Source organism: Acinetobacter sp. XH1741 (genome assembly GCF_041021895.1).
Classification (GTDB): Bacteria; Pseudomonadota; Gammaproteobacteria; order Pseudomonadales; family Moraxellaceae; genus Acinetobacter.
On sequence record NZ_CP157428.1, the window covers coordinates 2,683,053 to 2,703,524 of the forward strand.

Sequence of the window (20,472 nt, forward strand, 5' to 3'; positions counted from 1 at the left end):
GAATAAAATAAAAAGGGGCTTCGGCCCCTTTTTATTTATTTTTCGCTTTGATTTTAATTTTTGAAGTATCTTTGACGACTTGCATCACAGGATAGCTACGGGTTTCTTTCACACCCGGTAATTGCCACAGCACCTGCCCAGCAATACGTCTGAACTCCTCCATACTGCCACTTCTTAACTTAATTAAAAAATCAAATCCCCCACTGACCATGTGACATTCAACAATTTCGGGATAGTGCACAACTGCATCAATAAACTCATCCAAAACATTCGGTGTGGTCTTGTCCAGTAACACTTCTACAAACACCAGAAAATTTGCATTTAGCTTGATTGGGTTTAATTTAGCTTCATAGCCCAAGATAAATTCATCTTTTGTTAACTTCTGCACTCGAGCCATTACAGCAGTGGGTGACAAGTTTACCATTTCGGCTAATTTACTATTAGAAATTCGCCCATCTGTTTGAAGAATATCCAAAATTTTTAAATCAGTGCGATCAAGGCTTAATAATGGGCCATTCATCTGAATTTTCCTCTAAAAAATAGGCTAAATATAGTGAGTTATTCGGTGTTTCTTCTGTAATGATAAATTATCTAAACCTCTCTACTCAAGATGGGAGTACGAGAGTCGGTTGTCGGAAACAGATATGAACACAATGGATACTTTTCATCAAATGGATAAATCTCACCAAGGCTATATCACCGAATTCAACGATAAAAGTGAGTTTGAAAAACGTATTAATACAGCTTGGCGACGTGCCGAACCAGAAGCTGTAGAAGAGTTATTACAAGCTGCCGCGGTATCTGATGATTTAGATCATAAAATTTATGATCTTGCTTTTAATCTTGCCCATAACTTACGTGAACGTAAGACCTCTTCGGGTAAAGCTGGTATTGTTCAAGGGTTATTACAAGAGTTTTCTCTGTCTTCACAAGAAGGCGTGGCGCTCATGTGTCTTGCCGAAGCTTTGCTTCGTATTCCGGACTCAGCAACACGTGATCTACTCATACGCGATAAAATTAATCAGGGGAACTGGAAAGAACACGTTGGCCAAAGCAGCTTAATGTTTGTAAATGCGGCTGCATGGGGTCTCATGTTAACTGGCAAGCTTATGGAAACTCCAAAGCAAACCAGTCTTTCAAGTGTACTAACGGGTCTTTTAGCACGCAGTGGGCGTGGCATTATCCGTAAAGCAGTTGACGTTGCAATGCGTATGATGGGCGAACAGTTTGTAACTGGTGAAACCATTGAAGAAGCAGTAGACCATGCGAAAGTTCTTGAAGATAAAGGCTTTCGCTATTCCTACGACATGTTAGGCGAAGCAGCTTTAACTGATCATGATGCTGAACGTTATTTTAACGACTATACACAAGCGATCCATGCAATTGGTAAAGCCTCTAATGGTAAAGGCGTTTATGATGGCCCAGGCATCTCGATTAAGCTTTCTGCTTTACACCCTCGCTATCAACGCGCCCAAATTGAACGTGTTCATCAAGAACTCTACGGTAAAGTATTTGAACTCGCTCTCTTAGCTAAACAGTACAACATTGGTTTAAATATTGATGCTGAAGAATCAGAGCGTTTAGAAATTTCTCTTGAGTTACTTGAACGCCTTTGTTTCGAACCAGAGCTTGCAAACTGGAAAGGCATTGGTTTCGTTATTCAAGCTTATCAAAAACGCTGTTTCTTCGTGGTTGATTATATTATTGACCTTGCTAAACGCAGCCAAAAGCGCCTCATGATCCGCCTTGTGAAAGGTGCGTATTGGGATAGCGAAATTAAGAAAGCACAAATCGAAGGTATGGATGACTACCCTGTTTTCACGCGTAAAGTTCATACAGATTTATCTTATATCGCTTGTGCTAAAAAATTACTTGCAGCGCCAGAGTTTATCTATCCACAATTTGCAACTCACAATGCTCAAACATTGGCAACGATCTATCATTTAGCTGATCCAAGCAAATATTATGCTGGTCAATATGAGTTCCAATGCTTACATGGCATGGGTGAACCACTTTATGAACAAGTGGTTGGTCCACGTGAGCAAAATAAATTAGGCGTGCCATGCCGTATTTATGCTCCTGTTGGTAACCATGAAACTTTATTAGCTTATTTAGTTCGTCGTTTACTCGAAAATGGTGCAAATACTTCATTCGTTAATCGGATTGCCGATAAAACACTTAAAGTTGAAGATCTTATTCAGTCTCCAATTTACGATATTCGTAATACAGCTAAAATTGAAGGTTCAGTTGGCTTAAAACATCCATCAATTCCATTACCTTTAGATATGTATGGAACACTCCGTAAAAACTCTAAAGGTTATGACTTAGCAAACGATACTCCACTTGCAGCTTTAGATAGCACAGCTCAACAACTACGTAATCGTGTTTGGCAAAGTCATCCTTTATTGGCAAGTAACGATGCGCTAGAACAAGGTCATTCTGTTGCAATTACAAACCCAGCACAAAATGACGAAATTGTTGGCTATGTGCAAGAAGCTGATCTTAAGCATGTTGAAATTGCACTTAATGCAGCTGAACAAGCACAATCAGAATGGTCAAATACACCTAAAGAAAAGCGTGCTCAATACTTAAAACATGCAGCTGACCTGATGGAAAGCCGCATTCAAGAATTGATGGTTTTACTCTGCCGTGAAAGTGGTAAAACTTATGCCAATGCGATTGCAGAAGTTCGTGAAGCTGTAGATTTCTTACGTTATTACGCAACTCAAGTTGACAATCTTCCTGCGAATACAACTATTCAACCTCTAGGTACGGTTCTTTGTATTAGTCCATGGAACTTCCCTCTTGCAATTTTCTCTGGTCAAATTGCCGCAGCATTAGTTAGTGGTAACTGTGTTATTGCCAAACCTGCTGAACAGACGCCATTGATCGCAGCTCAAGCAGTACAAATTTTATGGGAAGCTGGTGTTCCACATGGTGCTGTACAGCTACTTCCTGGCCGAGGTGAAACAGTAGGTGCACAGCTTAGCCAAGATAGTCGTATCGATGGCATCATGTTTACTGGTTCGACTGAAGTTGCAAAAATTTTGCAGAAGACCGTTGCAAAACGCTTATCTGATAATGGTCAATCCATTCCTCTCATTGCAGAGACTGGCGGCCAAAATGCCATGATTGTGGATTCATCAGCCTTGACTGAACAAGTCGTACTTGACGTGGTAAGTTCAGCTTTTGATAGCGCAGGTCAACGCTGCTCTGCTTTACGTATTTTATGTGTGCAAGAAGACAGTGCTGCAACCGTTATTAAAATGCTTAAAGGTGCGATGCAGCAGTTAATCGTAGGTAATCCTGCTATTTTAAAAACTGACATCGGCCCTGTAATTGATGATGAAGCAAAACAGACCATCGATCAGCACACCCAAAAAATGAAATCTAAAGGCTATCCCGTACATCAGTTGATGTTCGGTGCAACAAGCCAGAATGAATTAGATAAAGGAACTTTTGTTGTACCAACAGCAATTGAACTTCCTAACCTTGATGACTTACAACGCGAAGTTTTTGGTCCAGTTTTACACATCATTACCTATAAATATGGTGAACTTGAACAACTGATTTCACGCATAAATGCCAAAGGTTATGGTTTAACAATGGGTCTACATACCCGTATTGATGAAACTATCCAAACAGTCATTCAACATGCGGAAGTTGGTAACCTTTATATTAACCGTAACATTGTTGGTGCTGTAGTTGGTGTACAACCTTTCGGTGGTGAAGGCCTATCTGGTACAGGTCCGAAAGCTGGTGGCCCGCTTTATATGTATCGCTTAATGCAGCAGTGTTCAAACAAAGTATTAGCAACACCATTTGCTATGAAGACTGAGCAAACTACTTTTGAAGGCTTTAACCGTGAGGTTTATCAAAGCTTACAAAATTGGGCAAATGAGCATTTACCTCAAGCAAATCGTAATATCGAACCATTTGGGGTTGGTAAATTCTATGAGTTACAAGGCCCTACTGGGGAAAGTAACCAATATATTATTTTGCCGCGTCACCGTGTGCTTTCAATCGCTGATAATGAACAAAATCAATTGCATCAGTTGCTTGCAATTTTTGCAGTGGGCAGCCAAGCGGCCGTAATGCCAAATAGCCCATTCATGGCGAAACATAAACAAACCTTACCAAAAGATGTGCTTGCTGCAATTACTACGGTTAAAAACATTACATCAGATGATTTTGATGCAGTTTTACATCATGGTAACCGTGAAGAGATCTTCTCATTACAGCAAGAAGTTGCTGCACGTTCTGGTGCAATTGTGGGTATTACCCATGTTGAGCCAAATGAGACTATTCCTCTTGAATGTTTAGTGATTGAACGTGCAATTAGCGTGAATACAGCTGCGGCTGGTGGTAACGCAAGCTTAATGACAATGTCTGATTAACGTATAGTTTTCTAAAAAAGCCCAAATCTCAGTATTTGGGCTTTTTTATTTAATAAATTAACCTATTCTTAAATATATAAATTTCATCAATTCGAGATTCTAATAATGATCTTTTTAGAACCAGAACAATATCAACAAAGATGCACTCAACTTTTTAATTCATATCAAAAAGACATTTCTACACTTCTACCATTTGCCAAAATTGAACATATAGGTTCATCTGCAATACCAAATGCGATTTCAAAAGGTGATTTAGATATTTATATTGAAGTTATGCCTGATCAATTTGAATTCGCAATAGAACAGCTAAAAACTCTTAATTTTATAGAAAAGCAAAACACGCTAAGAACACATGAGCTTTGTATGCTCGAGTCGCAGAACAACGATGATGTCGCATTTCAAATTGTAGTAACTGATTCAGTATTCATATTTTTCTTAACATTTAGAAATAAGCTTATAGAGTCACCAATGTTAGTGCACGAATATAATCAATTAAAATTAATGTGTAGCCATTTAGACCAAGATCACTATAGAACCATAAAATCAGATTTTATTAATTATGTTTTAAATCAACGCTAGTTTAAGTAGTCTTTGCGCTTATAAATATCTGATTAAAATTGGCTCCTGTAAGTTCAATTTTTTTGATACCATTCACTATTTGATTCTGTCTAAATTTTCTTTGTCTATGACCTCTTCTTATCGTCAACAACTTCAAGCTAAAATTGATCGCATTACTACTCAATTTTCTGAATTTACCCCACCTACATTAGAAGTGTTTGAATCACCTGAACAGCATTTCCGTATGCGTGCTGAATTTCGTATCTGGCATACAGAAAATGATATGTTCTATGCCATGTTTGAGCGCAATGATGACGACAAGCAAAAGACCGTTGTACGTATAGATGAATTCCCTATTGCAGATCAAAGCATCAATGATTTAATGCCTCGCCTTTTAGCCGAGCTTAAAGCTGAACCTAAGCTTTCTACCCGTATATTTGAAGCCGATTTTCTTGCAACTCTTAGCGGCGAAATGTTAGTTACTCTAATTTATCACCGTAAATTAGATCAAGAATGGGAACAAGCAGCTAAAGCACTTGCCGATAAGTTAGATATTAAAATTATGGGCCGTAGTCGTGGCCAAAAAATTATTATTGGTGATGACTTTGTTGTTGAAGAGTTTGAACTTTTAAACCGTTCATTTAAATACAAACAAATCGAAAGCAGCTTTACTCAACCGAATGCACAAGTTTGCAAAAAAATGCTGCAATGGGCATGTGAGGCAGCTGAAGGTTCTAAAAAACACTTATTAGAACTTTATTGTGGTAATGGCAACTTTACTCTTCCGTTATCGCTAAAGTTCGAACGCGTACTTGCCACTGAACTTGCAAAATCATCTGTTTATGCTGCTCAATGGAACATTGAACAAAACCAGATTGATAACATTCAGGTAGCACGTCTATCCGCTGAAGAGTTTACTCAAGCCTACCAAGGTGAACGAGAGTTCCGTCGTCTACAAGAAGCGAATATTGATATCCAGAGTTACGACTTTGACACGGTATTTGTAGATCCACCTCGTGCTGGAATTGATGACGAAACCCTAAAACTTTTACAGGGTTTTGAACGTATTATCTATATTTCATGTAACCCTGACACTTTATATGAAAATTTAAAAACGCTCACAAAAACTCATCGAGTTACTAAGTTTGCTTTGTTCGATCAGTTTCCTTATACGCATCATGTAGAGTCAGGTGTATTGCTTGAGAAGATTTAAACAAAATTTTTCAATGTAACAACATTTTATAAGGAGATTAAATATCTCCTTATTTTTCAAGGTTTTTTAATTAATTATTTAAATTTAAAAAAAATATCAAGTCATCTATTCGTCATAATTTCGTTTAACTCAACCATTACTATCGAAAATTCTCGAGTTCAACTGGTGGATTTATCACTTATAGAGGCTTGTATTTTAATTTAAATTGGCTATATTTCGATCTATGTTAGGTTGTATATGAAGGCTCTATGAGTTTTTGGCAAAAGCTGTTCTTAGCAGATCAACAGCATAACGAGCATAAGAATCAAACTGCTTGTGTTGAAAATGACTGCTCATGTAAAACTAATGAACAACTTCTAAGTGCGCTTGCACAAGCAACAGATGAAGATGTCATTATGGGAATAAAAAAAGTTCTTATTTCCCGTGGGTATAGCCGTAAAGAGTTAAATGAACTCATTCAAAAACCATCTATTCATTAATTATAAAGCCAGTCTTGTACTGGCTTTTTTGCATTTTAATCAACTGCACAATTTACGTGACTGACCGAACCAATAATAGGTCCCATATAAAATTTTCTATCATTACGATTATTTTTAGACAAATATAAACTAGAGATAGAGCCATCAAGATAAAGAGCTTGTTCTACTTTTAGATTCTTTTGAAAAAATTCAGCAAATTTATAAAAATTGACTCTATTTTTAGATATCACAAAATATAGCCTATTATTTTTTATACCTACCCCATTACGTATTTTATTTGAATCACTATTTGCTAGAAATAAGGGATTTATTTTCCCATTGATCACCAACATAGGACCGGATTGGGTAGCATAGTCAGCGTTAAAAGCTTGTGCTTTATATTGTTCAGTTGCCAATATAACAGCATGTTTTTCGTTCCATGCTAAAACACCATTGGGCTGTAAAAAGAAGTTTCCCCATCCTTTTTGTTCATTTAATGCCTGAATAACTTTTCCTTGTTCAATATATAACCCTACCGGAGAAAATCCGGAATGAAACATTCCACCATTCATTGCAAAATTAAGCTGTTCACATGCTTTTAATTGATGCTGAAGATTATCAAAACTTCTGTAATATTGATCAGTTTCAGGATTCTTCAAAAATAAACGTAACTGTTTTAAATTAGAAATTTCAACTACCTCAAATTGATCATTGGTAGTATTTTTAGACTGTCTATACTCTAATGCTAAAGCAGACTGTGTAAGGGCTATAAAGCTTACGATGTACACTATTAGTCTTTTCATTAATGACCAACCTCATATGTCATTTTCAGTTCATAAAGCTACTTTATGAGATAAAAAAGCTTTTATGTGATGTATACCTAAAAGTCGCTTATTCCATCTAATCATTACACTAGAACACAACTATATTGGTTATAATAGTGAACAGCTTTTAATAAAAGTGATCAAAACTTTATTGGATCAGCGTGAATATGCAACAAACAAATAAACGCTACCCTTTAGGGGCTCATCTTATTGTAAAACATCTCGGCTATAGCCATCATGGTATCTATGCTGGGAGAGGCCGAGTCATTCATTATTCGGGCCTAGCACATTTTATTAAAAAGCGTCCCATTGAAATCACGTCAATAGATGCATTTTCACATGGTAAAAAAATTCATGTGCGTTCTTACGAGGCTCCACGCTACAAAGGAAAAGTCGTGGTGCGACGTATGCGTTCACGTATGCACGAAAACCATTATCATTTGATCATTAATAACTGTGAACATTTATGTAGTTGGGCAATTACTGGTATAGAAAGTAGTACTCAAGTTGAACGTATGATGCATCGCTTAACCACAATAGGCTATGTAAGTTCGATTATGAGCTATATGAATGGCATGATGCTGACCATTGCAACGACCTGTTTTGCCCTTGTTCTCTATATTAAAAAGAAATTACGTGATCAGGCAAAAATGAAAGTTCCGACTTATCAATTTTTAAGAGAAAAAGCCGAAAAAAGAAATGTAGATCCAGATCAACCTTTAGTTTTTATAGAACCAGATAAGAAAGAACCCATATAATTAAAAAAGTCCTCATAGTTGAGGACTTTTTAGAAAATTTACAACTTATTTTTTATCAGCTTTTGCTTCAGTCGTAATGTTTACAGTGATCTTATCACCCACATTTGGCACATAGCTGCCTAAGCCAAACTCAGAGCGGTTGAACGAAGTTGTCGCGTTGAAACCAATCGCTGGAACTTTTGCCATTGGGTGTTCACCCTGTTTGTTTAAAACCGCATCAAGTACGACTGGTTTAGTTACACCTTTAACCGTTAGGTCACCAGTAATTTTGAAGTGCTTTTTATCTTTAGTTTCTACTTTCGTACTTTTGAAAGTGATATTTGGGTATTTAGCTGCATTAAACCAAGCTTCTTGTTGGAATTCTTTGTCTAAAGCAGGTACGTTTGTATTTACGCTGCTTAAAGGAATCGTTACATCTACAGAAGAATTTGCTGGTTTAGCATTATCAACTTTAATTACACCTTGGATGTCAGAGAAGTTAGCACTTGGAGTTGAAAAGCCAAAGTGATTCCACGAGAAAACTGTAGCCGTATGTGTTGGGTCAATTTTATAGTCCACTGGCGCAGCTAAAGTCACTGAACTAGCTAACGCTACTGCTAAACCGAAGCTTAATGTTTTAAGATGCATTTTTCGTATCCTTTATTGATATAGTCGTTAGTGTATACATCAAGTAATTTAATTCACTATTCTTTATAAAACGATATGTTTCATCCATGCAACAATAAAAGCGTTACAGTTGTTATTCAAAAGCCATATTATAAAAGTATAGATATTTTTCTATTCGAAACTTTCAGATTTATTGGTTTTTACTTCAATTTTATTGATAAATAACAAGGTAAAACATGGTTAACACTGTTCAAGCACAAAGCACTTCTACTCCTTACCGAGTAACACTTACCGATCCATCAGGTCATCAATGGTTTGCGGATGAACCAACCGATAAAGGTGGGCAAGATACAGCTCCAAATCCAGTTCAGCTTTTGCTATCCGCTTTAGGTGCTTGTACGACTATTACATTAGAAATGTATGCAAATCACAAAGGGATTAAACTTGAGCATGTACAAGTCGATTTAGCATTAAATCCAAATGGTGAACCAGAAGCAGGACAAAATAATATTGAACGTAAAATCACACTCAAAGGTGACTTCACCGAAGATCAGCATAAACGTTTACTTAAAGTTGCTGAAAGCTGCCCAATTCATAAGTTATTGACTTCGAATATTTCGATTCAAACTGAGCTTAATATTTAAATGTGTTTATAAAAAAAAGCGCCCCCTATCGGGACGCTTTTTTAATTCTGCTTAGCTAAATAATTAAGCAGTCAATTCTTTAACCGCAGCAATAACCGCTTCAGTTGTAATACCAAAATATTGGAACAGGTCTTTCGCTGGTGCTGATTCACCATAAGTTGACATACCAATTACCTTGCCATCAAGACCAACAAACTTCCACCAGTAATCAACATGAGCAGCTTCAACTGCAACACGGGCACGAATGTGAGCTGGCAATACTGCTTCACGGTATGCAGCATCTTGTTTTATGAATTCTTCAGCACATGGCATAGAAACAACACGAACACCTTCAAGTTGAGCATAAGCTTCCATTGCTAAAGAAACTTCTGAACCAGTCGCAATAATAATCGCTTTTAACTCACCCTTCTCTTGAGCAAGAACATAACCACCTTTTGCAGCGTTTTGAATTTGCTCTTCATTGCGCGTTTGGAATGGTAAGTTTTGACGAGAGAAAATAAGTGCTGAAGGACCATCTTTACGCTCTAGAGCAGATTTCCAAGCAATTGCTGTTTCTACAGTATCAGCTGGACGCCAAGTGTTTAAGTTTGGTGTACCACGTAAAGAAGCAATTTGTTCAATTGGTTGGTGTGTTGGACCATCTTCACCGAGACCAATTGAGTCATGTGTATAGACATGAATCACACGCTGTTTCATCAATGCAGACATACGTACCGCATTACGTGCATATTCCATAAACATTAAGAATGTTGCAACGTAAGGAACAAAACCGCCATGTAATGCAACGCCATTCGCGATTGCAGTCATACCGAATTCACGTACGCCATAATATACGTAGTTGCCTGCCGGGTTCTCTTGAATACCTTGGCAACCTTTCCAAAGTGTTAAGTTTGAACCTGCTAAGTCAGCAGAACCACCTAACAATTCAGGCAATAAAGGACCAAATGCTTGTAATGTATTTTGGCTCGCTTTACGTGTAGCAATTGTCTCGCCTTTTGCATTTGTTTCACGAATGAAAGCATCTGCTTGAGCTGAAAACTCTGCTGGTAAGTCACCGCTAATACGACGAAGCAATTCAGCTGCTTCTGTTGGGTATTTTGCTTGGTATTGAGCAAATACTTCATTCCAAGCTGCTTCAGCTTCTTTACCTTTTGCCTTAGCATCCCAAGCAGAATATACATCAGCAGGAATAACAAATGCTTCTTCTGTCCAACCTAGTGCTTCACGAGTTAAAGTAATTTCATCTTTACCTAATGGCGCACCGTGGCAGTCTTCTTTACCTTGTTTATTTGGAGAACCCAAACCAATAATTGTTTTACAGATAATAATCGTTGGTTTTTGAGCTTCTGCTTTAGCTTGAACTGTTGCTTGACGAATAGCATCAGCATCATGGCCATCTACACGAAGAACTTGCCAGCCATAAGCTTTGAAACGCTCTTCAGTATCATCACTGAACCAGCCTTCTACTTCACCGTCAATCGAGATGCCATTGTCATCATAATAAGCAATCAATTTACCAAGCTGTAAAGTACCTGCTAATGAACATACTTCGTGAGAAATACCTTCCATTAAACAGCCATCACCCAAGAAACAATAAGTGAAATGATCAACTACTTTTAAATCATCTTTATTGAACTGAGCAGCTAAAGTCTTTTCTGCCAATGCAAAACCAACAGCGTTAGCAATACCTTGACCTAAAGGACCAGTCGTTGTTTCGATACCAGGCGCATAACCATATTCAGGATGGCCAGGAGTTTTTGAATGTAATTGACGGAACTGTTTTAAATCTTCAATTGAAAGATCATAACCTGTTAAATGAAGCAAAGCATATTGCAACATTGAGCCATGGCCATTTGACAAAACAAAACGGTCACGGTTTGCCCATTGTGGATTAGTTGGGTTGTGATTTAAAAACTCGCGCCAGACGACATCAGCAATATCTGCCATCCCCATTGGAGCACCTGGATGCCCTGAGTTTGCCTGTTGCACAGCATCCATTGCCAATACACGAATTGCGTTTGCAATACGACGTTCGTTTAAAGGGGTCGTCATAGATCAGAATCCAATTTTAATAGATTGATGAAAAGAAGAAGATGAATAACCATTCAGTGCCGCTATATTGTCTTAAAAAAATAGCTAGGGGTAAACCCCAACACTGTATATTTCTTCATTTTTAACCATTTCTTGGTTACTCAAAAAACATTTAGATTCTTAAGTTATATAAAACAATACTATTTAGACTTACTCTTTAACCCTTTACTACAGGCTTGTGGGTCGTATAGTGAGAATATAAAGATGGATTTGTCTTTGTGATTTATCTTTTTCACTTCACAGTTAAAATTTCGTCATTTAATATTTTATAAAATCAAATGTTTGAAATTTACACACTTTATAAATTCCTTAATATAAAAATAATTAATTTTCAGGCCTCTATATCAATTTTACTGATACACTTATCAATTAAAACATAGTAGAAATGAAATAAATTCATGCTTTTTAGTCAGTATGAACTAGTCCTCAAGCTCAAGTCGATGTAACATATTATGTCTTTTTGAAATAACCAAGATAGGACTTTCATGCGCGAGTACGCTGTTTTTACCTCGGAATCTGTAAGCGAAGGTCATCCCGATAAAATGGCCGACCAAATTAGCGACGCTATTTTGGATGCAATTTTAAAAGAAGACCCATACGCACGTGTTGCTTGTGAAACACTGGTAAAAACAGGCGCTGTTGTACTTGCTGGTGAAATCACAACAACTGCGAATATTGATGTAGAAGCTGTTGTTCGCCAAACTGTTAACGGTATCGGCTATCACCATTCAGACCTAGGCTTTGATGGTTCAACTTGTGCTGTCATCAATATGATTGGTAAACAATCTCCAGAGATTGCTCAAGGTGTTGATCGCCAAAAACCTGAAGATCAAGGTGCTGGTGACCAAGGTTTAATGTTTGGATATGCAAGTCGTGAAACTGACGTGCTTATGCCTGCGCCTATTTCTTATGCTCATCGTTTAATGGAACGTCAAGCTGAACTTCGTCGTTCAGGTGCACTACCATGGTTACGCCCAGATGCGAAAAGTCAGGTTACTTTTGCATATGAAAACGGTAAACCTGTTCGTTTAGACGCGGTAGTACTTTCTACTCAACATGATCCTGAAATTACTCAAACTCAGCTTAAAGAAGCTGTAATTGAAGAAATTATCAAACCGATCATTCCTGCTGAAATGTTCCATGCAGCAACTAAATTCCACATTAACCCGACTGGTATGTTTGTTATCGGTGGTCCTGTAGGTGACTGTGGTTTAACAGGTCGTAAAATCATCGTTGATACTTACGGTGGTATGGCTCGTCACGGCGGTGGTGCTTTCTCTGGTAAAGATCCGTCTAAAGTAGACCGTTCAGCTGCTTATGCTGGTCGTTATGTTGCTAAAAATATTGTTGCAGCTGGTCTTGCTGACAAATGTGAAATTCAAGTGAGTTATGCAATTGGTGTTGCAGAGCCAACTTCTATCTCGATTAATACGTTCGGTACTGCAAAAGTTTCTGATGAGTTAATTATCCAATTAGTGCGTGAACATTTTGATTTACGTCCATTTGGTATTACTCGTATGCTTAACTTGATTCAACCAATGTATAAGCAAACCGCTGCTTATGGTCACTTTGGTCGTGAAGGTTCAGACTCCGCATTTACATGGGAAAAAACTGACAAAGTTGAAGTACTTAAAGATGCTGCGGGCCTCTAAGCCCAATATATTAAAAGCCCGCTTATTGCGGGCTTTTTTATTATTATTTATATATTATTAAAATCAAACATAAAGCTTTAGACATGCGTTATTTAAACACATACAGTAAATTAAGTAATCTTACTGTTTTGTGGTTTTATCACCTTCATTTAGTACATCTAACAAAGTCGACTGTGTAGGCGTATCCTGATGATTCTGGATATAAATATGGACAACTTTGAACACAACAACCACTGCCAAACAAGCCATCACACAAAACATCCATAACCCATATGGACTTCGGATGTGGTGTGAACCACAGTATGGACACGATTTATCTGTTGATGCCACAACTTTGTCACAACAAGCACAATGATATTGATATAGCATAGGTAACCCTCCTTCCCTCACTTCAACCGTTGTTGTTTTAATAGGTTTGCTACAATTTTTAATTTATACATCCTTTATATTTATCCTATGTGAAATGAAAAGATAATTCAATCTGAATGAACAATCGGTTCATTTTAAAAAATTAAAATAAATACAATGAGATAAATTAAATATTATTTTTTTAGCACTATTTTTCTTATTTTGATCTTTTGCCAAGTTTGTTAAAATGAACGAATAAACTACTTTCTAGGCCAATCTATGTCACATACACAGCTCATTAATAAGGGTGGCTTTCGTGAAAGAGCCAATAGAAGCCGGAAATATCAACAATCTGAAAATAAGCAAACCACTCTCCCCTCAAATCAGTATCAACCTCAAACTAGACCACAAGAAAACCAAACTGAGGTAGAGCTCTCCGAGTCATCACCTAAATAATTAACAGAGTAGAATTAAAAAAGGCCTAAACCTGAAAGGTTTAAGCCTTTGAATTTTATAAAGGATTAATTAATCCTTATTTTTATATTCGATTTTCTTAGGGTCCGGAGTAACTTCTCGTGCTTCACCATCAATAATGCTTGAATCACCACGGTATTGACCACCACCTTGCTGCCCCTGCATGTCTTGCATTTGACGCATTAAATCAGCAAATGGATTTTGACCAGCACCTGTACCACCCATGCCACCCATCATTTTTTCCATCATTGCTTGCTGGCGTTTTGCCAGTGTTCTCATTGCGATATTACGGAACGCAGTTTGTACGCCCGGAATTAAAATTAAGAGCGCTAAAACATCTGATACCAGTCCAGGAACCATCAATAAAAAACCCGCAAAAGCATATGCTAGTTTTTTAGTCACGGTCGGATCACTACCTAATTGCCCAGTCATCTGCATTTGTTGTAATTGCGGCATAATACCAGCCGTACTTTTACGAATAAGCGTTAGACCAATAAAGAAGGCAATGATGAACCAGAAAAACACATACCATCCACTGATGAAATGTGCTACACCAATCCATACGGCAATTTCAAGAATCGCGCCCAGAACCACAATAAGAAGTAAATTCATGTAAAACTTTATCTATCTCAAAAAGAAAATTCATTGCATTTGTCACTATTTGATCTAATTTACCCACATTTCAATTGAATAGATGGATCAAATAAGTTTCAAAGCTTAGACAGTGTTTTCTTATCACCTAGAAATCACAGCCAAACCAAGATTCTGCAATACTATAAATAAGACTGATTTTAACTCAATAAAACAGTCATACTTTATTATTAATGTGTGCTCTATCAACTTTATCAAGGGCTTTTTCCACAAGATTGCAATTTTTTCATAAATTGGCCAATCTTTTTATCTATATGAGGCTATTTGATAAAATGTAACTTACATTTTTGATATCTCATATTTGATCTACTCAAGTTACATTAATTAGCTAAACTTTAAATCTAATTTTATAAACCACATGAACACTAAAGCACTTTTACTGGTAACAAGCACTCTTTTTATTTCAGCCTGCTCACCTTATATCGTCACCGCTCATCCAAACAATAATGCTTTAAAATCTGACGAGAAAGCAGAGAAAATTAAAAATATATTTAATGAAGCGCACACTGCTGGTGTTTTAGTTATTCAAAAAGATCAAACACAGCAAAGCTACGGAAACGATCTCACTCGAGCTTCGACAGAATACATACCTGCTTCAACTTTTAAGATGCTTAATGCTTTAATCGGCCTCGAACATCATAAAGTAACTACCACAGAAATATTCAAATGGGATGGAAAAAAGCGACTCTTTCCTGAATGGGAAAAGGACATGACGCTCGGCGATGCCATGAAGGCTTCCGCTATTCCGGTTTATCAGGATTTAGCTCGTCGTATTGGTCTTAAGCTCATGTCTAATGAAGTAAAGCGTGTAGGATATGGCAATGCAAACATTGGCACACAAGTCGATAATTTTTGGCTTGTCGGTCCTTTAAAAATTACTCCTCAGCAAGAAGCACAATTTGCCTATAAATTAGCTCATAAAACCCTTCCATTTAGTCAAAATGTACAAGAGCAAGTTCAATCAATGCTATTTATAGAAGAAAAGAACGGAAATAAAATTTATGCAAAAAGTGGCTGGGGTTTTGATGTAAATCCTCAAGTAGGATGGCTAACCGGATGGGTCGTTCAACCTCAAGGAAATATTGTAGCGTTCTCACTTAACTTAGAAATGAAAAAAGGAATGCCGGGCTCGGTTCGAAAAGAAGTTGCTTATAAAAGCTTAGAACAATTAGGTATTTTATAAATTTAAGCTTTAAGGCCCAGTTCTTTTGTTTACACTTTTGAGCTGGGCCAATTTTATGCTTCAGATATTAAAATTTAATTTATCCATCAACTGGTTCAAACGGCGTATTTAGGTTTAACTGATAAAAAGCAGCATCTAACCATTGTCCAAACTTAAAACCTACCTGTTTAAAAGTCCCAACATGAGTGAATCCCATTTTTTCATGAAGACCAATACTGGCTTGATTAGTCGCATCTATACAACCAATCAATACATGAAGCTCAGCTTCTTGAGCCCGTTGAATTAATGCTTGCATTAAAACTTTACTTAAACCACAACCACGATGTTCATGATGAATATAAATACTGTGCTCAACTGTATATTTATAAGCAGGAAAAGCTCTAAATGTTCCCCAACTTGCAAAGCCCAATAATTTACCTGACTCATCCAAAATACCAATCACAGGAAAGCCCTTTTCTCTTTTTACAGAAAACCAAGTTTTCATTGACTCAAGTGGACGCGGTACATAGTCATACAATGCTGTAGAGTTAATAATAGCTTCATTCAAAATCTCTAATATAGCTGCCGCATGTTCTGCTTCATTACAATCAATTAGACGAAATTTAGAATCGAGGGAATAGGTCATAAAGATTCCTTAACAGCAGACAAGAGTTGATTAGAAACGACTAAAATATAACGAGCGATTTGAGATGAATTATTGCTATATATAACAGGTTGATCTAATTGCATTGCCAAGCAATCCCCTTGGCATAATGCATAAGAATTTTTACCTAATTGAATATCAATTTTTCCTTCAACGACCCAAAGTTGCTGTTGTACAACTTTGGTACTTTCACTAATTTCATAAGTAATTCGAGAATGCGGCGGAAACTCAATTTCAACAATCTGAAATGGCAATTTTAAATTAGGTGGTGAAACGGTACGGCGAATATAGCCAGTTTCTGGATCTTGCCATTGGGCTTGTTGGTCACGGTGAATAAGCGGTTGAGGTGAGGGGCTACTTGTTTCATTTGTAAAAATTTGAGTTAAAGGCACTTCAAGCCCAATTGCTAACTTTTCAAGTACAACTGCGGTTGGACTAGTTTCCCCTCTTTCAATTAAAGAAATAGCTGAGCGGCTTACTTGGCATCTGGCTGCAAGTCCATCTAGCGTATATCCACGAGCCAAACGTAACTCTCGTATTCGATGCGCAATCCTGATGTTGATATCATCCATATAATCAGCCTTAATTCCATAATTATGGATAATTATTCCACTAAAATAGATATACATCAAATGATTTCAGATAATAATCTTGAGCGTTTCAAAAACGTCAAGAAAGAATAAAACTGTAGGGTTAAAACCGAAAAATAACCATTCATGACTGCATTCTTTAAATTACTCATGCAGAACCGTTTTGGCTATGTAACAATACTCCCTAAATTATTTATATAAGTCTTCACATGGCATTGATTATTGGAATTGACCCAGGTTCACGCTTAACAGGTTATGGAATCATTGAAAAAGATGGTAGTAAGCTGCGTTTTGTCGATGCCGGTACAATCCGAACTGAAACTCAAGAAATGCCAGAACGCTTAAAACGTATTTTTGCTGGTGTTGAGCGCATTGTGAAATTTCATGGGCCTACTGAAGCTGCAGTTGAGCAAGTTTTTATGGCTCAAAACCCAGACTCTGCCTTAAAACTGGGTCAAGCCCGTGGTGCTGCCATAGCCGCATTAGTTAATTTAGATTTACAAGTTGCTGAATATACCGCCCGTCAAATTAAACAGTCAGTAGTTGGTTATGGTGCTGCGGATAAAGAGCAAGTACAAATGATGGTCATGCGATTACTTAATCTGACCATTAAACCTCAATCCGATGCAGCCGATGCCCTTGCTGCTGCCATTTGTCATGCGCATGCCTCGGGAAGTATGAGCAAACTATCTGTTCTTAATGCTTTAGGTGGTATGGCACGTGGACGCAGTCGCTCTAGTAGCCGTAGACGTTAAAAGCCTTATTGATTTACGACTTGAGTAATTGCCTGATTCATCTCAAAAGCCTGTAAACCACGCATACCTTGTTGTGCAAGTCGGTCACCTGCCTGAGCATGCAGGGTAACAATTTCATGTAATGTAATTCCTTTGTGGAACTGGGCTTTTAAGCTTGCAATCATGCCTGCTAAAACATCTCCCATTCCACCAGTTCCCATGCCCGCGTTTCCTTCGGTACAGATATACAGATTATCGTCTAAAATTAAGCTACCTGCCCCTTTAAGCACCCATTGGCCAGCATATTTGTGTTGTAAAGCATAAATTGTAGCAATTCGGTCATTTTCAATTTGCACTGTAGAGCAACCAAGTAATGTAGCAGCTTCACCAGGGTGAGGTGTTGCATAAATGTGTGAGCTCAATTTTTCAGGTTGTTGAGCTAGAAACCACAATGCATCTGCGTCTAACACAGTCTCTAGTTGCTTACTTTGATTTAACGAATTAATCCATTGTTGATAGATTTTTTCGGCCCAATCATCTCGTCCTAGTCCCATTCCAAAGCATACTGCATCAACTTGAGACAAAATATCTTTGATGTCATTTTCATCGAACTTATTAATATCACGGAGCATAATATTAGGAGCTCGTGACAAAATCGCCTGATGATGGTTACGATGACAAATTACCGTCACTTTACCTGCTCCTGCATGAAAAGCAGCTTCAGCAGCCATAATGACAGCACCACCCATTTGCTCATGACCACCAACGACCAAAACATGCCCATAGCTTCCCTTGTGCCCAAATGCCATACGTTTAGGAAGTTTAATAGGTGCAGATGACAAATAAGCTAGAGCTTTCAATTCTTGGTCTATTGGAATTAATTCCATTAAATGAAGTTGCCCAGCGTATTCTTTACCTTGACCAGTAAATAACCCTGCTTTAAGCCCTAAAATAGTAAATGTATGATCAGCCCGTATTGCGCAAGGCAAGGTAGATCCTGTATTTGCATGTAATCCACTCGGTATATCAATCGAAATTTTCAAACCAGTTTGTACATTAAATTGGTGAATCGTCTGTTGCCAATAAGTATTTAGCTCCCGATTTAAACCTATTCCAAATAACGCATCAATATGGCAATCAAAGGTTTTATTCACTTCAAAGCTCTGATGTACTTGTACATGATTTTCTTTTGCAAAATGGACAGCATGGCGTAAATCGATTGAATCGCCCAATTCAGCCGCAAATATTTCTACATGAAATCCGGCTTGCTTCAGATAACTTGCTATAAAGTAACCATCGCCTGCGTTATTACCCTGTCCACACCATACAGCAATTTGTTTAATTGAATGATTTTCAAAAAGTATGATGAGTTGTCGAGTGATTGACCAAGCTGCTTGCTGCATTAAGCCTAATGATGAGTTTTGCGCAGCAAACCAACGCTGCTCCCATGCCTGAATATCTTGGCTATGATAAACTACTCCCTGCATATTATTATCCTCTTGCATTTTGGTTTATGACATCTTCCAACACATCACGCATTGCAGTGCAACAAATTGATCCTTATGAACTAAAAGCATGGATCAAGACTCAAGCATTAGACTTGGGTTTTGCTGATTGTGTCATTGCAAAACCAGATGCTCAAGAGCAAATGCCACGTTTTTTAGAATACCTTGAACGTGGTTATCATGCAGATATGACTTATTTAGAAGAAAATCTAGAAAAGCGAGCTGATCCGACCTTATTAGTTCCTGGCACAAAAAGTATTATTTGCGTCCGCATGAATTATCTTGTGGAATCTCCAAAACCTCGATATGTACCTTTCGAACCCAACTCTGCCATTATTGCCCGATATGCACGTGGTCGTGATTACCATAAAGTCATGCGCGGCAGATTGAAAACTTTAGCAACGCGGATTCGTGAAAAAGTGGGAGATTTTGAGTCTCGTCCCTTTGCTGACTCGGCCCCTATTTTCGAGAAATCACTAGCAGAAAGTGCTGGTATGGGATGGACGGGTAAACACACATTGCTCATCCATAAAAAATCCGGTTCTTTTTTTGTATTAGGGGAGCTATTTACATCTCTAGATTTACCTTTTGATGAGCCTGCAACAGCACATTGTGGTTCGTGTAGCGCATGTATTGATATTTGCCCGACACAAGCAATTGTTGAGCCTTATATGCTTGATGCAAGACGCTGTATTGCATATTTAACCATTGAATATAAAGGAATCATTGCAGAAGAATTACGCTCAGGTATTGGTAATCGCATCTTTGGTTGTGATGATTGCCAATTAATTTGCCCATGGAACAGTTTTGCCAAAACTGCATCTATTACCGATTTCAATCCTAGACATGGCTTAGATAATATTAATCTGCTTGATATCTGGCAGTGGGATGAAGCTACTTTTTTAGCAAATACCGAAGGTAGTCCGATTCGCCGAACAGGCTATCAATCGTTTAAACGTAATATTGCCATTGGCTTAGGAAATGCCCCTTATTCAAAAGAAATTGTAGATCAGCTACACAACGGTAAAAATTTACATGACGAAATCGTCAATGTGCATATTGATTGGGCAATTGAACAACAACTTCATCAACTTGAGCTATCAAATTAAAAAAATGATGTTTTTTGCCCTATAGCTTTAATAC

Annotated in this window: 20 protein-coding genes; 11 read left to right on the forward strand and 9 right to left on the reverse strand. The window is 37.6% G+C overall.

Features of this window, described 5'->3' with window-relative positions; all coding sequences use genetic code 11:
* Nucleotides 1-31: 31 nt before the first annotated feature.
* Entirely contained in the window at nt 32-520 is a 489-nt protein-coding gene (locus tag ABLB96_RS12775; RefSeq protein ID WP_309455663.1) for an Lrp/AsnC ligand binding domain-containing protein, read from the reverse strand.
* A gap of 124 nt (nt 521-644) precedes the next feature.
* On the opposite strand from ABLB96_RS12775, the gene putA reads away from it, so the two are divergent.
* The 4 genes from putA to ABLB96_RS12795 all read left to right on the forward strand — a co-directional run bounded on the left by putA (nt 645) and on the right by ABLB96_RS12795 (nt 6,647).
* Complete coding sequence (putA, locus tag ABLB96_RS12780) at nt 645-4,397, forward strand: trifunctional transcriptional regulator/proline dehydrogenase/L-glutamate gamma-semialdehyde dehydrogenase (protein ID WP_348897198.1); 3,753 nt, start codon at nt 645-647, stop codon at nt 4,395-4,397.
* 105 nt (nt 4,398-4,502) lie between these two features.
* Nucleotides 4,503-4,976 carry a GrpB family protein gene (locus tag ABLB96_RS12785; RefSeq protein ID WP_348897199.1) on the forward strand — a complete coding sequence of 158 codons (474 nt, stop codon included), beginning with the start codon at nt 4,503-4,505 and terminating at the stop codon, nt 4,974-4,976.
* A 106-nt stretch (nt 4,977-5,082) separates the two neighbouring features.
* A complete protein-coding gene (gene trmA / locus ABLB96_RS12790; protein ID WP_348897200.1) occupies nt 5,083-6,168 on the forward strand; it encodes a tRNA (uridine(54)-C5)-methyltransferase TrmA in 1,086 nt (361 codons plus the stop codon).
* Between the two features lie 248 nt (nt 6,169-6,416).
* Complete coding sequence (locus ABLB96_RS12795; RefSeq protein ID WP_002050077.1) at nt 6,417-6,647, forward strand: hypothetical protein; 231 nt, start codon at nt 6,417-6,419, stop codon at nt 6,645-6,647.
* A 35-nt stretch (nt 6,648-6,682) separates the two neighbouring features.
* Here the strand turns inward: ABLB96_RS12795 and ABLB96_RS12800 are convergent, their stop codons facing one another.
* Nucleotides 6,683-7,429: a phosphodiester glycosidase family protein gene (locus ABLB96_RS12800; protein ID WP_348897201.1), complete on the reverse strand. Its 747-nt coding sequence runs from the start codon at nt 7,427-7,429 to the stop codon at nt 6,683-6,685.
* A 188-nt stretch (nt 7,430-7,617) separates the two neighbouring features.
* Between ABLB96_RS12800 and ABLB96_RS12805 the strand changes: the two genes are divergently transcribed.
* Nucleotides 7,618-8,208 carry a lecithin retinol acyltransferase family protein gene (locus tag ABLB96_RS12805; protein WP_348897202.1) on the forward strand — a complete coding sequence of 197 codons (591 nt, stop codon included), beginning with the start codon at nt 7,618-7,620 and terminating at the stop codon, nt 8,206-8,208.
* A gap of 45 nt (nt 8,209-8,253) precedes the next feature.
* Here the strand turns inward: ABLB96_RS12805 and ABLB96_RS12810 are convergent, their stop codons facing one another.
* On the reverse strand, nt 8,254-8,835 hold the full coding sequence (locus ABLB96_RS12810; RefSeq protein ID WP_348897203.1) for a YceI family protein: 582 nt from the start codon (nt 8,833-8,835) through the stop codon (nt 8,254-8,256).
* Between the two features lie 215 nt (nt 8,836-9,050).
* Between ABLB96_RS12810 and ABLB96_RS12815 the strand changes: the two genes are divergently transcribed.
* Nucleotides 9,051-9,458: an OsmC family protein gene (locus ABLB96_RS12815; RefSeq protein ID WP_348897204.1), complete on the forward strand. Its 408-nt coding sequence runs from the start codon at nt 9,051-9,053 to the stop codon at nt 9,456-9,458.
* Nucleotides 9,459-9,521: 63 nt separating this feature from the next.
* Here the strand turns inward: ABLB96_RS12815 and tkt are convergent, their stop codons facing one another.
* Complete coding sequence (gene tkt, locus ABLB96_RS12820) at nt 9,522-11,510, reverse strand: transketolase (RefSeq protein ID WP_348897205.1); 1,989 nt, start codon at nt 11,508-11,510, stop codon at nt 9,522-9,524.
* 524 nt (nt 11,511-12,034) lie between these two features.
* Here tkt and metK point away from each other — a divergent pair.
* Nucleotides 12,035-13,201, forward strand: a complete 1,167-nt coding sequence (gene metK / locus ABLB96_RS12825) for a methionine adenosyltransferase (protein ID WP_002049844.1) — start codon at nt 12,035-12,037, stop codon at nt 13,199-13,201.
* A gap of 120 nt (nt 13,202-13,321) precedes the next feature.
* On the opposite strand, the gene ABLB96_RS12830 is transcribed toward metK, so the two are convergent.
* Nucleotides 13,322-13,570 (reverse strand): hypothetical protein, encoded by a 249-nt coding sequence (locus ABLB96_RS12830; RefSeq protein WP_004702072.1) that lies wholly within the window; start codon nt 13,568-13,570, stop codon nt 13,322-13,324.
* A 258-nt stretch (nt 13,571-13,828) separates the two neighbouring features.
* Here ABLB96_RS12830 and ABLB96_RS12835 point away from each other — a divergent pair, with 258 nt between their 5' ends.
* The gene (locus ABLB96_RS12835; protein WP_348897206.1) at nt 13,829-14,005 is read left to right on the forward strand and encodes a hypothetical protein; all 177 of its coding nucleotides are present in this window, start codon (nt 13,829-13,831) and stop codon (nt 14,003-14,005) included.
* A gap of 69 nt (nt 14,006-14,074) precedes the next feature.
* On the opposite strand, the gene ABLB96_RS12840 is transcribed toward ABLB96_RS12835, so the two are convergent.
* Nucleotides 14,075-14,635 carry an FxsA family protein gene (locus tag ABLB96_RS12840; RefSeq protein WP_348897208.1) on the reverse strand — a complete coding sequence of 187 codons (561 nt, stop codon included), beginning with the start codon at nt 14,633-14,635 and terminating at the stop codon, nt 14,075-14,077.
* 397 nt (nt 14,636-15,032) lie between these two features.
* On the opposite strand from ABLB96_RS12840, the gene blaOXA reads away from it, so the two are divergent.
* Nucleotides 15,033-15,857: a class D beta-lactamase gene (blaOXA, locus tag ABLB96_RS12845; protein ID WP_348897209.1), complete on the forward strand. Its 825-nt coding sequence runs from the start codon at nt 15,033-15,035 to the stop codon at nt 15,855-15,857.
* Between the two features lie 79 nt (nt 15,858-15,936).
* Here blaOXA and ABLB96_RS12850 read toward each other — a convergent pair whose 3' ends face one another.
* Nucleotides 15,937-16,482 carry an N-acetyltransferase family protein gene (locus tag ABLB96_RS12850; RefSeq protein WP_348897210.1) on the reverse strand — a complete coding sequence of 182 codons (546 nt, stop codon included), beginning with the start codon at nt 16,480-16,482 and terminating at the stop codon, nt 15,937-15,939.
* On the reverse strand, nt 16,479-17,072 hold the full coding sequence (locus ABLB96_RS12855) for an XRE family transcriptional regulator (RefSeq protein WP_348897211.1): 594 nt from the start codon (nt 17,070-17,072) through the stop codon (nt 16,479-16,481). Before ABLB96_RS12855 ends, ABLB96_RS12850 begins: the two co-directional genes overlap by 4 nt.
* A gap of 227 nt (nt 17,073-17,299) precedes the next feature.
* On the opposite strand from ABLB96_RS12855, the gene ruvC reads away from it, so the two are divergent.
* Nucleotides 17,300-17,845, forward strand: a complete 546-nt coding sequence (ruvC, locus tag ABLB96_RS12860) for a crossover junction endodeoxyribonuclease RuvC (RefSeq protein WP_002121356.1) — start codon at nt 17,300-17,302, stop codon at nt 17,843-17,845.
* Between the two features lie 5 nt (nt 17,846-17,850).
* Here the strand turns inward: ruvC and ABLB96_RS12865 are convergent, their stop codons facing one another.
* Nucleotides 17,851-19,311 carry an NAD(P)H-hydrate dehydratase gene (locus ABLB96_RS12865; RefSeq protein ID WP_348897212.1) on the reverse strand — a complete coding sequence of 487 codons (1,461 nt, stop codon included), beginning with the start codon at nt 19,309-19,311 and terminating at the stop codon, nt 17,851-17,853.
* Between the two features lie 26 nt (nt 19,312-19,337).
* Between ABLB96_RS12865 and queG the strand changes: the two genes are divergently transcribed.
* Entirely contained in the window at nt 19,338-20,438 is a 1,101-nt protein-coding gene (gene queG / locus ABLB96_RS12870) for a tRNA epoxyqueuosine(34) reductase QueG (protein WP_348897216.1), read from the forward strand.
* The last annotated feature ends 34 nt before the right edge of the window (nt 20,439-20,472 follow it).

Bases quoted from the DNA above. Each gene is read 5' to 3' on its own strand.
- ABLB96_RS12775 (WP_309455663.1), bottom strand. From the start codon at position 520: ATGAATGGCCCATTATTAAGCCTTGATCGCACTGATTTAAAAATTTTG.
- putA (WP_348897198.1), top strand. From the start codon at position 645: ATGAACACAATGGATACTTTTCATCAAATGGATAAATCTCACCAAGGC.
- ABLB96_RS12785 (WP_348897199.1), top strand. From the start codon at position 4,503: ATGATCTTTTTAGAACCAGAACAATATCAACAAAGATGCACTCAACTT.
- trmA (WP_348897200.1), top strand. From the start codon at position 5,083: ATGACCTCTTCTTATCGTCAACAACTTCAAGCTAAAATTGATCGCATT.
- ABLB96_RS12795 (WP_002050077.1), top strand. From the start codon at position 6,417: ATGAGTTTTTGGCAAAAGCTGTTCTTAGCAGATCAACAGCATAACGAG.
- ABLB96_RS12800 (WP_348897201.1), bottom strand. From the start codon at position 7,429: ATGAAAAGACTAATAGTGTACATCGTAAGCTTTATAGCCCTTACACAG.
- ABLB96_RS12805 (WP_348897202.1), top strand. From the start codon at position 7,618: ATGCAACAAACAAATAAACGCTACCCTTTAGGGGCTCATCTTATTGTA.
- ABLB96_RS12810 (WP_348897203.1), bottom strand. From the start codon at position 8,835: ATGCATCTTAAAACATTAAGCTTCGGTTTAGCAGTAGCGTTAGCTAGT.
- ABLB96_RS12815 (WP_348897204.1), top strand. From the start codon at position 9,051: ATGGTTAACACTGTTCAAGCACAAAGCACTTCTACTCCTTACCGAGTA.
- tkt (WP_348897205.1), bottom strand. From the start codon at position 11,510: ATGACGACCCCTTTAAACGAACGTCGTATTGCAAACGCAATTCGTGTA.
- metK (WP_002049844.1), top strand. From the start codon at position 12,035: ATGCGCGAGTACGCTGTTTTTACCTCGGAATCTGTAAGCGAAGGTCAT.
- ABLB96_RS12830 (WP_004702072.1), bottom strand. From the start codon at position 13,570: ATGCTATATCAATATCATTGTGCTTGTTGTGACAAAGTTGTGGCATCA.
- ABLB96_RS12835 (WP_348897206.1), top strand. From the start codon at position 13,829: ATGTCACATACACAGCTCATTAATAAGGGTGGCTTTCGTGAAAGAGCC.
- ABLB96_RS12840 (WP_348897208.1), bottom strand. From the start codon at position 14,635: ATGAATTTACTTCTTATTGTGGTTCTGGGCGCGATTCTTGAAATTGCC.
- blaOXA (WP_348897209.1), top strand. From the start codon at position 15,033: ATGAACACTAAAGCACTTTTACTGGTAACAAGCACTCTTTTTATTTCA.
- ABLB96_RS12850 (WP_348897210.1), bottom strand. From the start codon at position 16,482: ATGACCTATTCCCTCGATTCTAAATTTCGTCTAATTGATTGTAATGAA.
- ABLB96_RS12855 (WP_348897211.1), bottom strand. From the start codon at position 17,072: ATGGATGATATCAACATCAGGATTGCGCATCGAATACGAGAGTTACGT.
- ruvC (WP_002121356.1), top strand. From the start codon at position 17,300: ATGGCATTGATTATTGGAATTGACCCAGGTTCACGCTTAACAGGTTAT.
- ABLB96_RS12865 (WP_348897212.1), bottom strand. From the start codon at position 19,311: ATGCAGGGAGTAGTTTATCATAGCCAAGATATTCAGGCATGGGAGCAG.
- queG (WP_348897216.1), top strand. From the start codon at position 19,338: ATGACATCTTCCAACACATCACGCATTGCAGTGCAACAAATTGATCCT.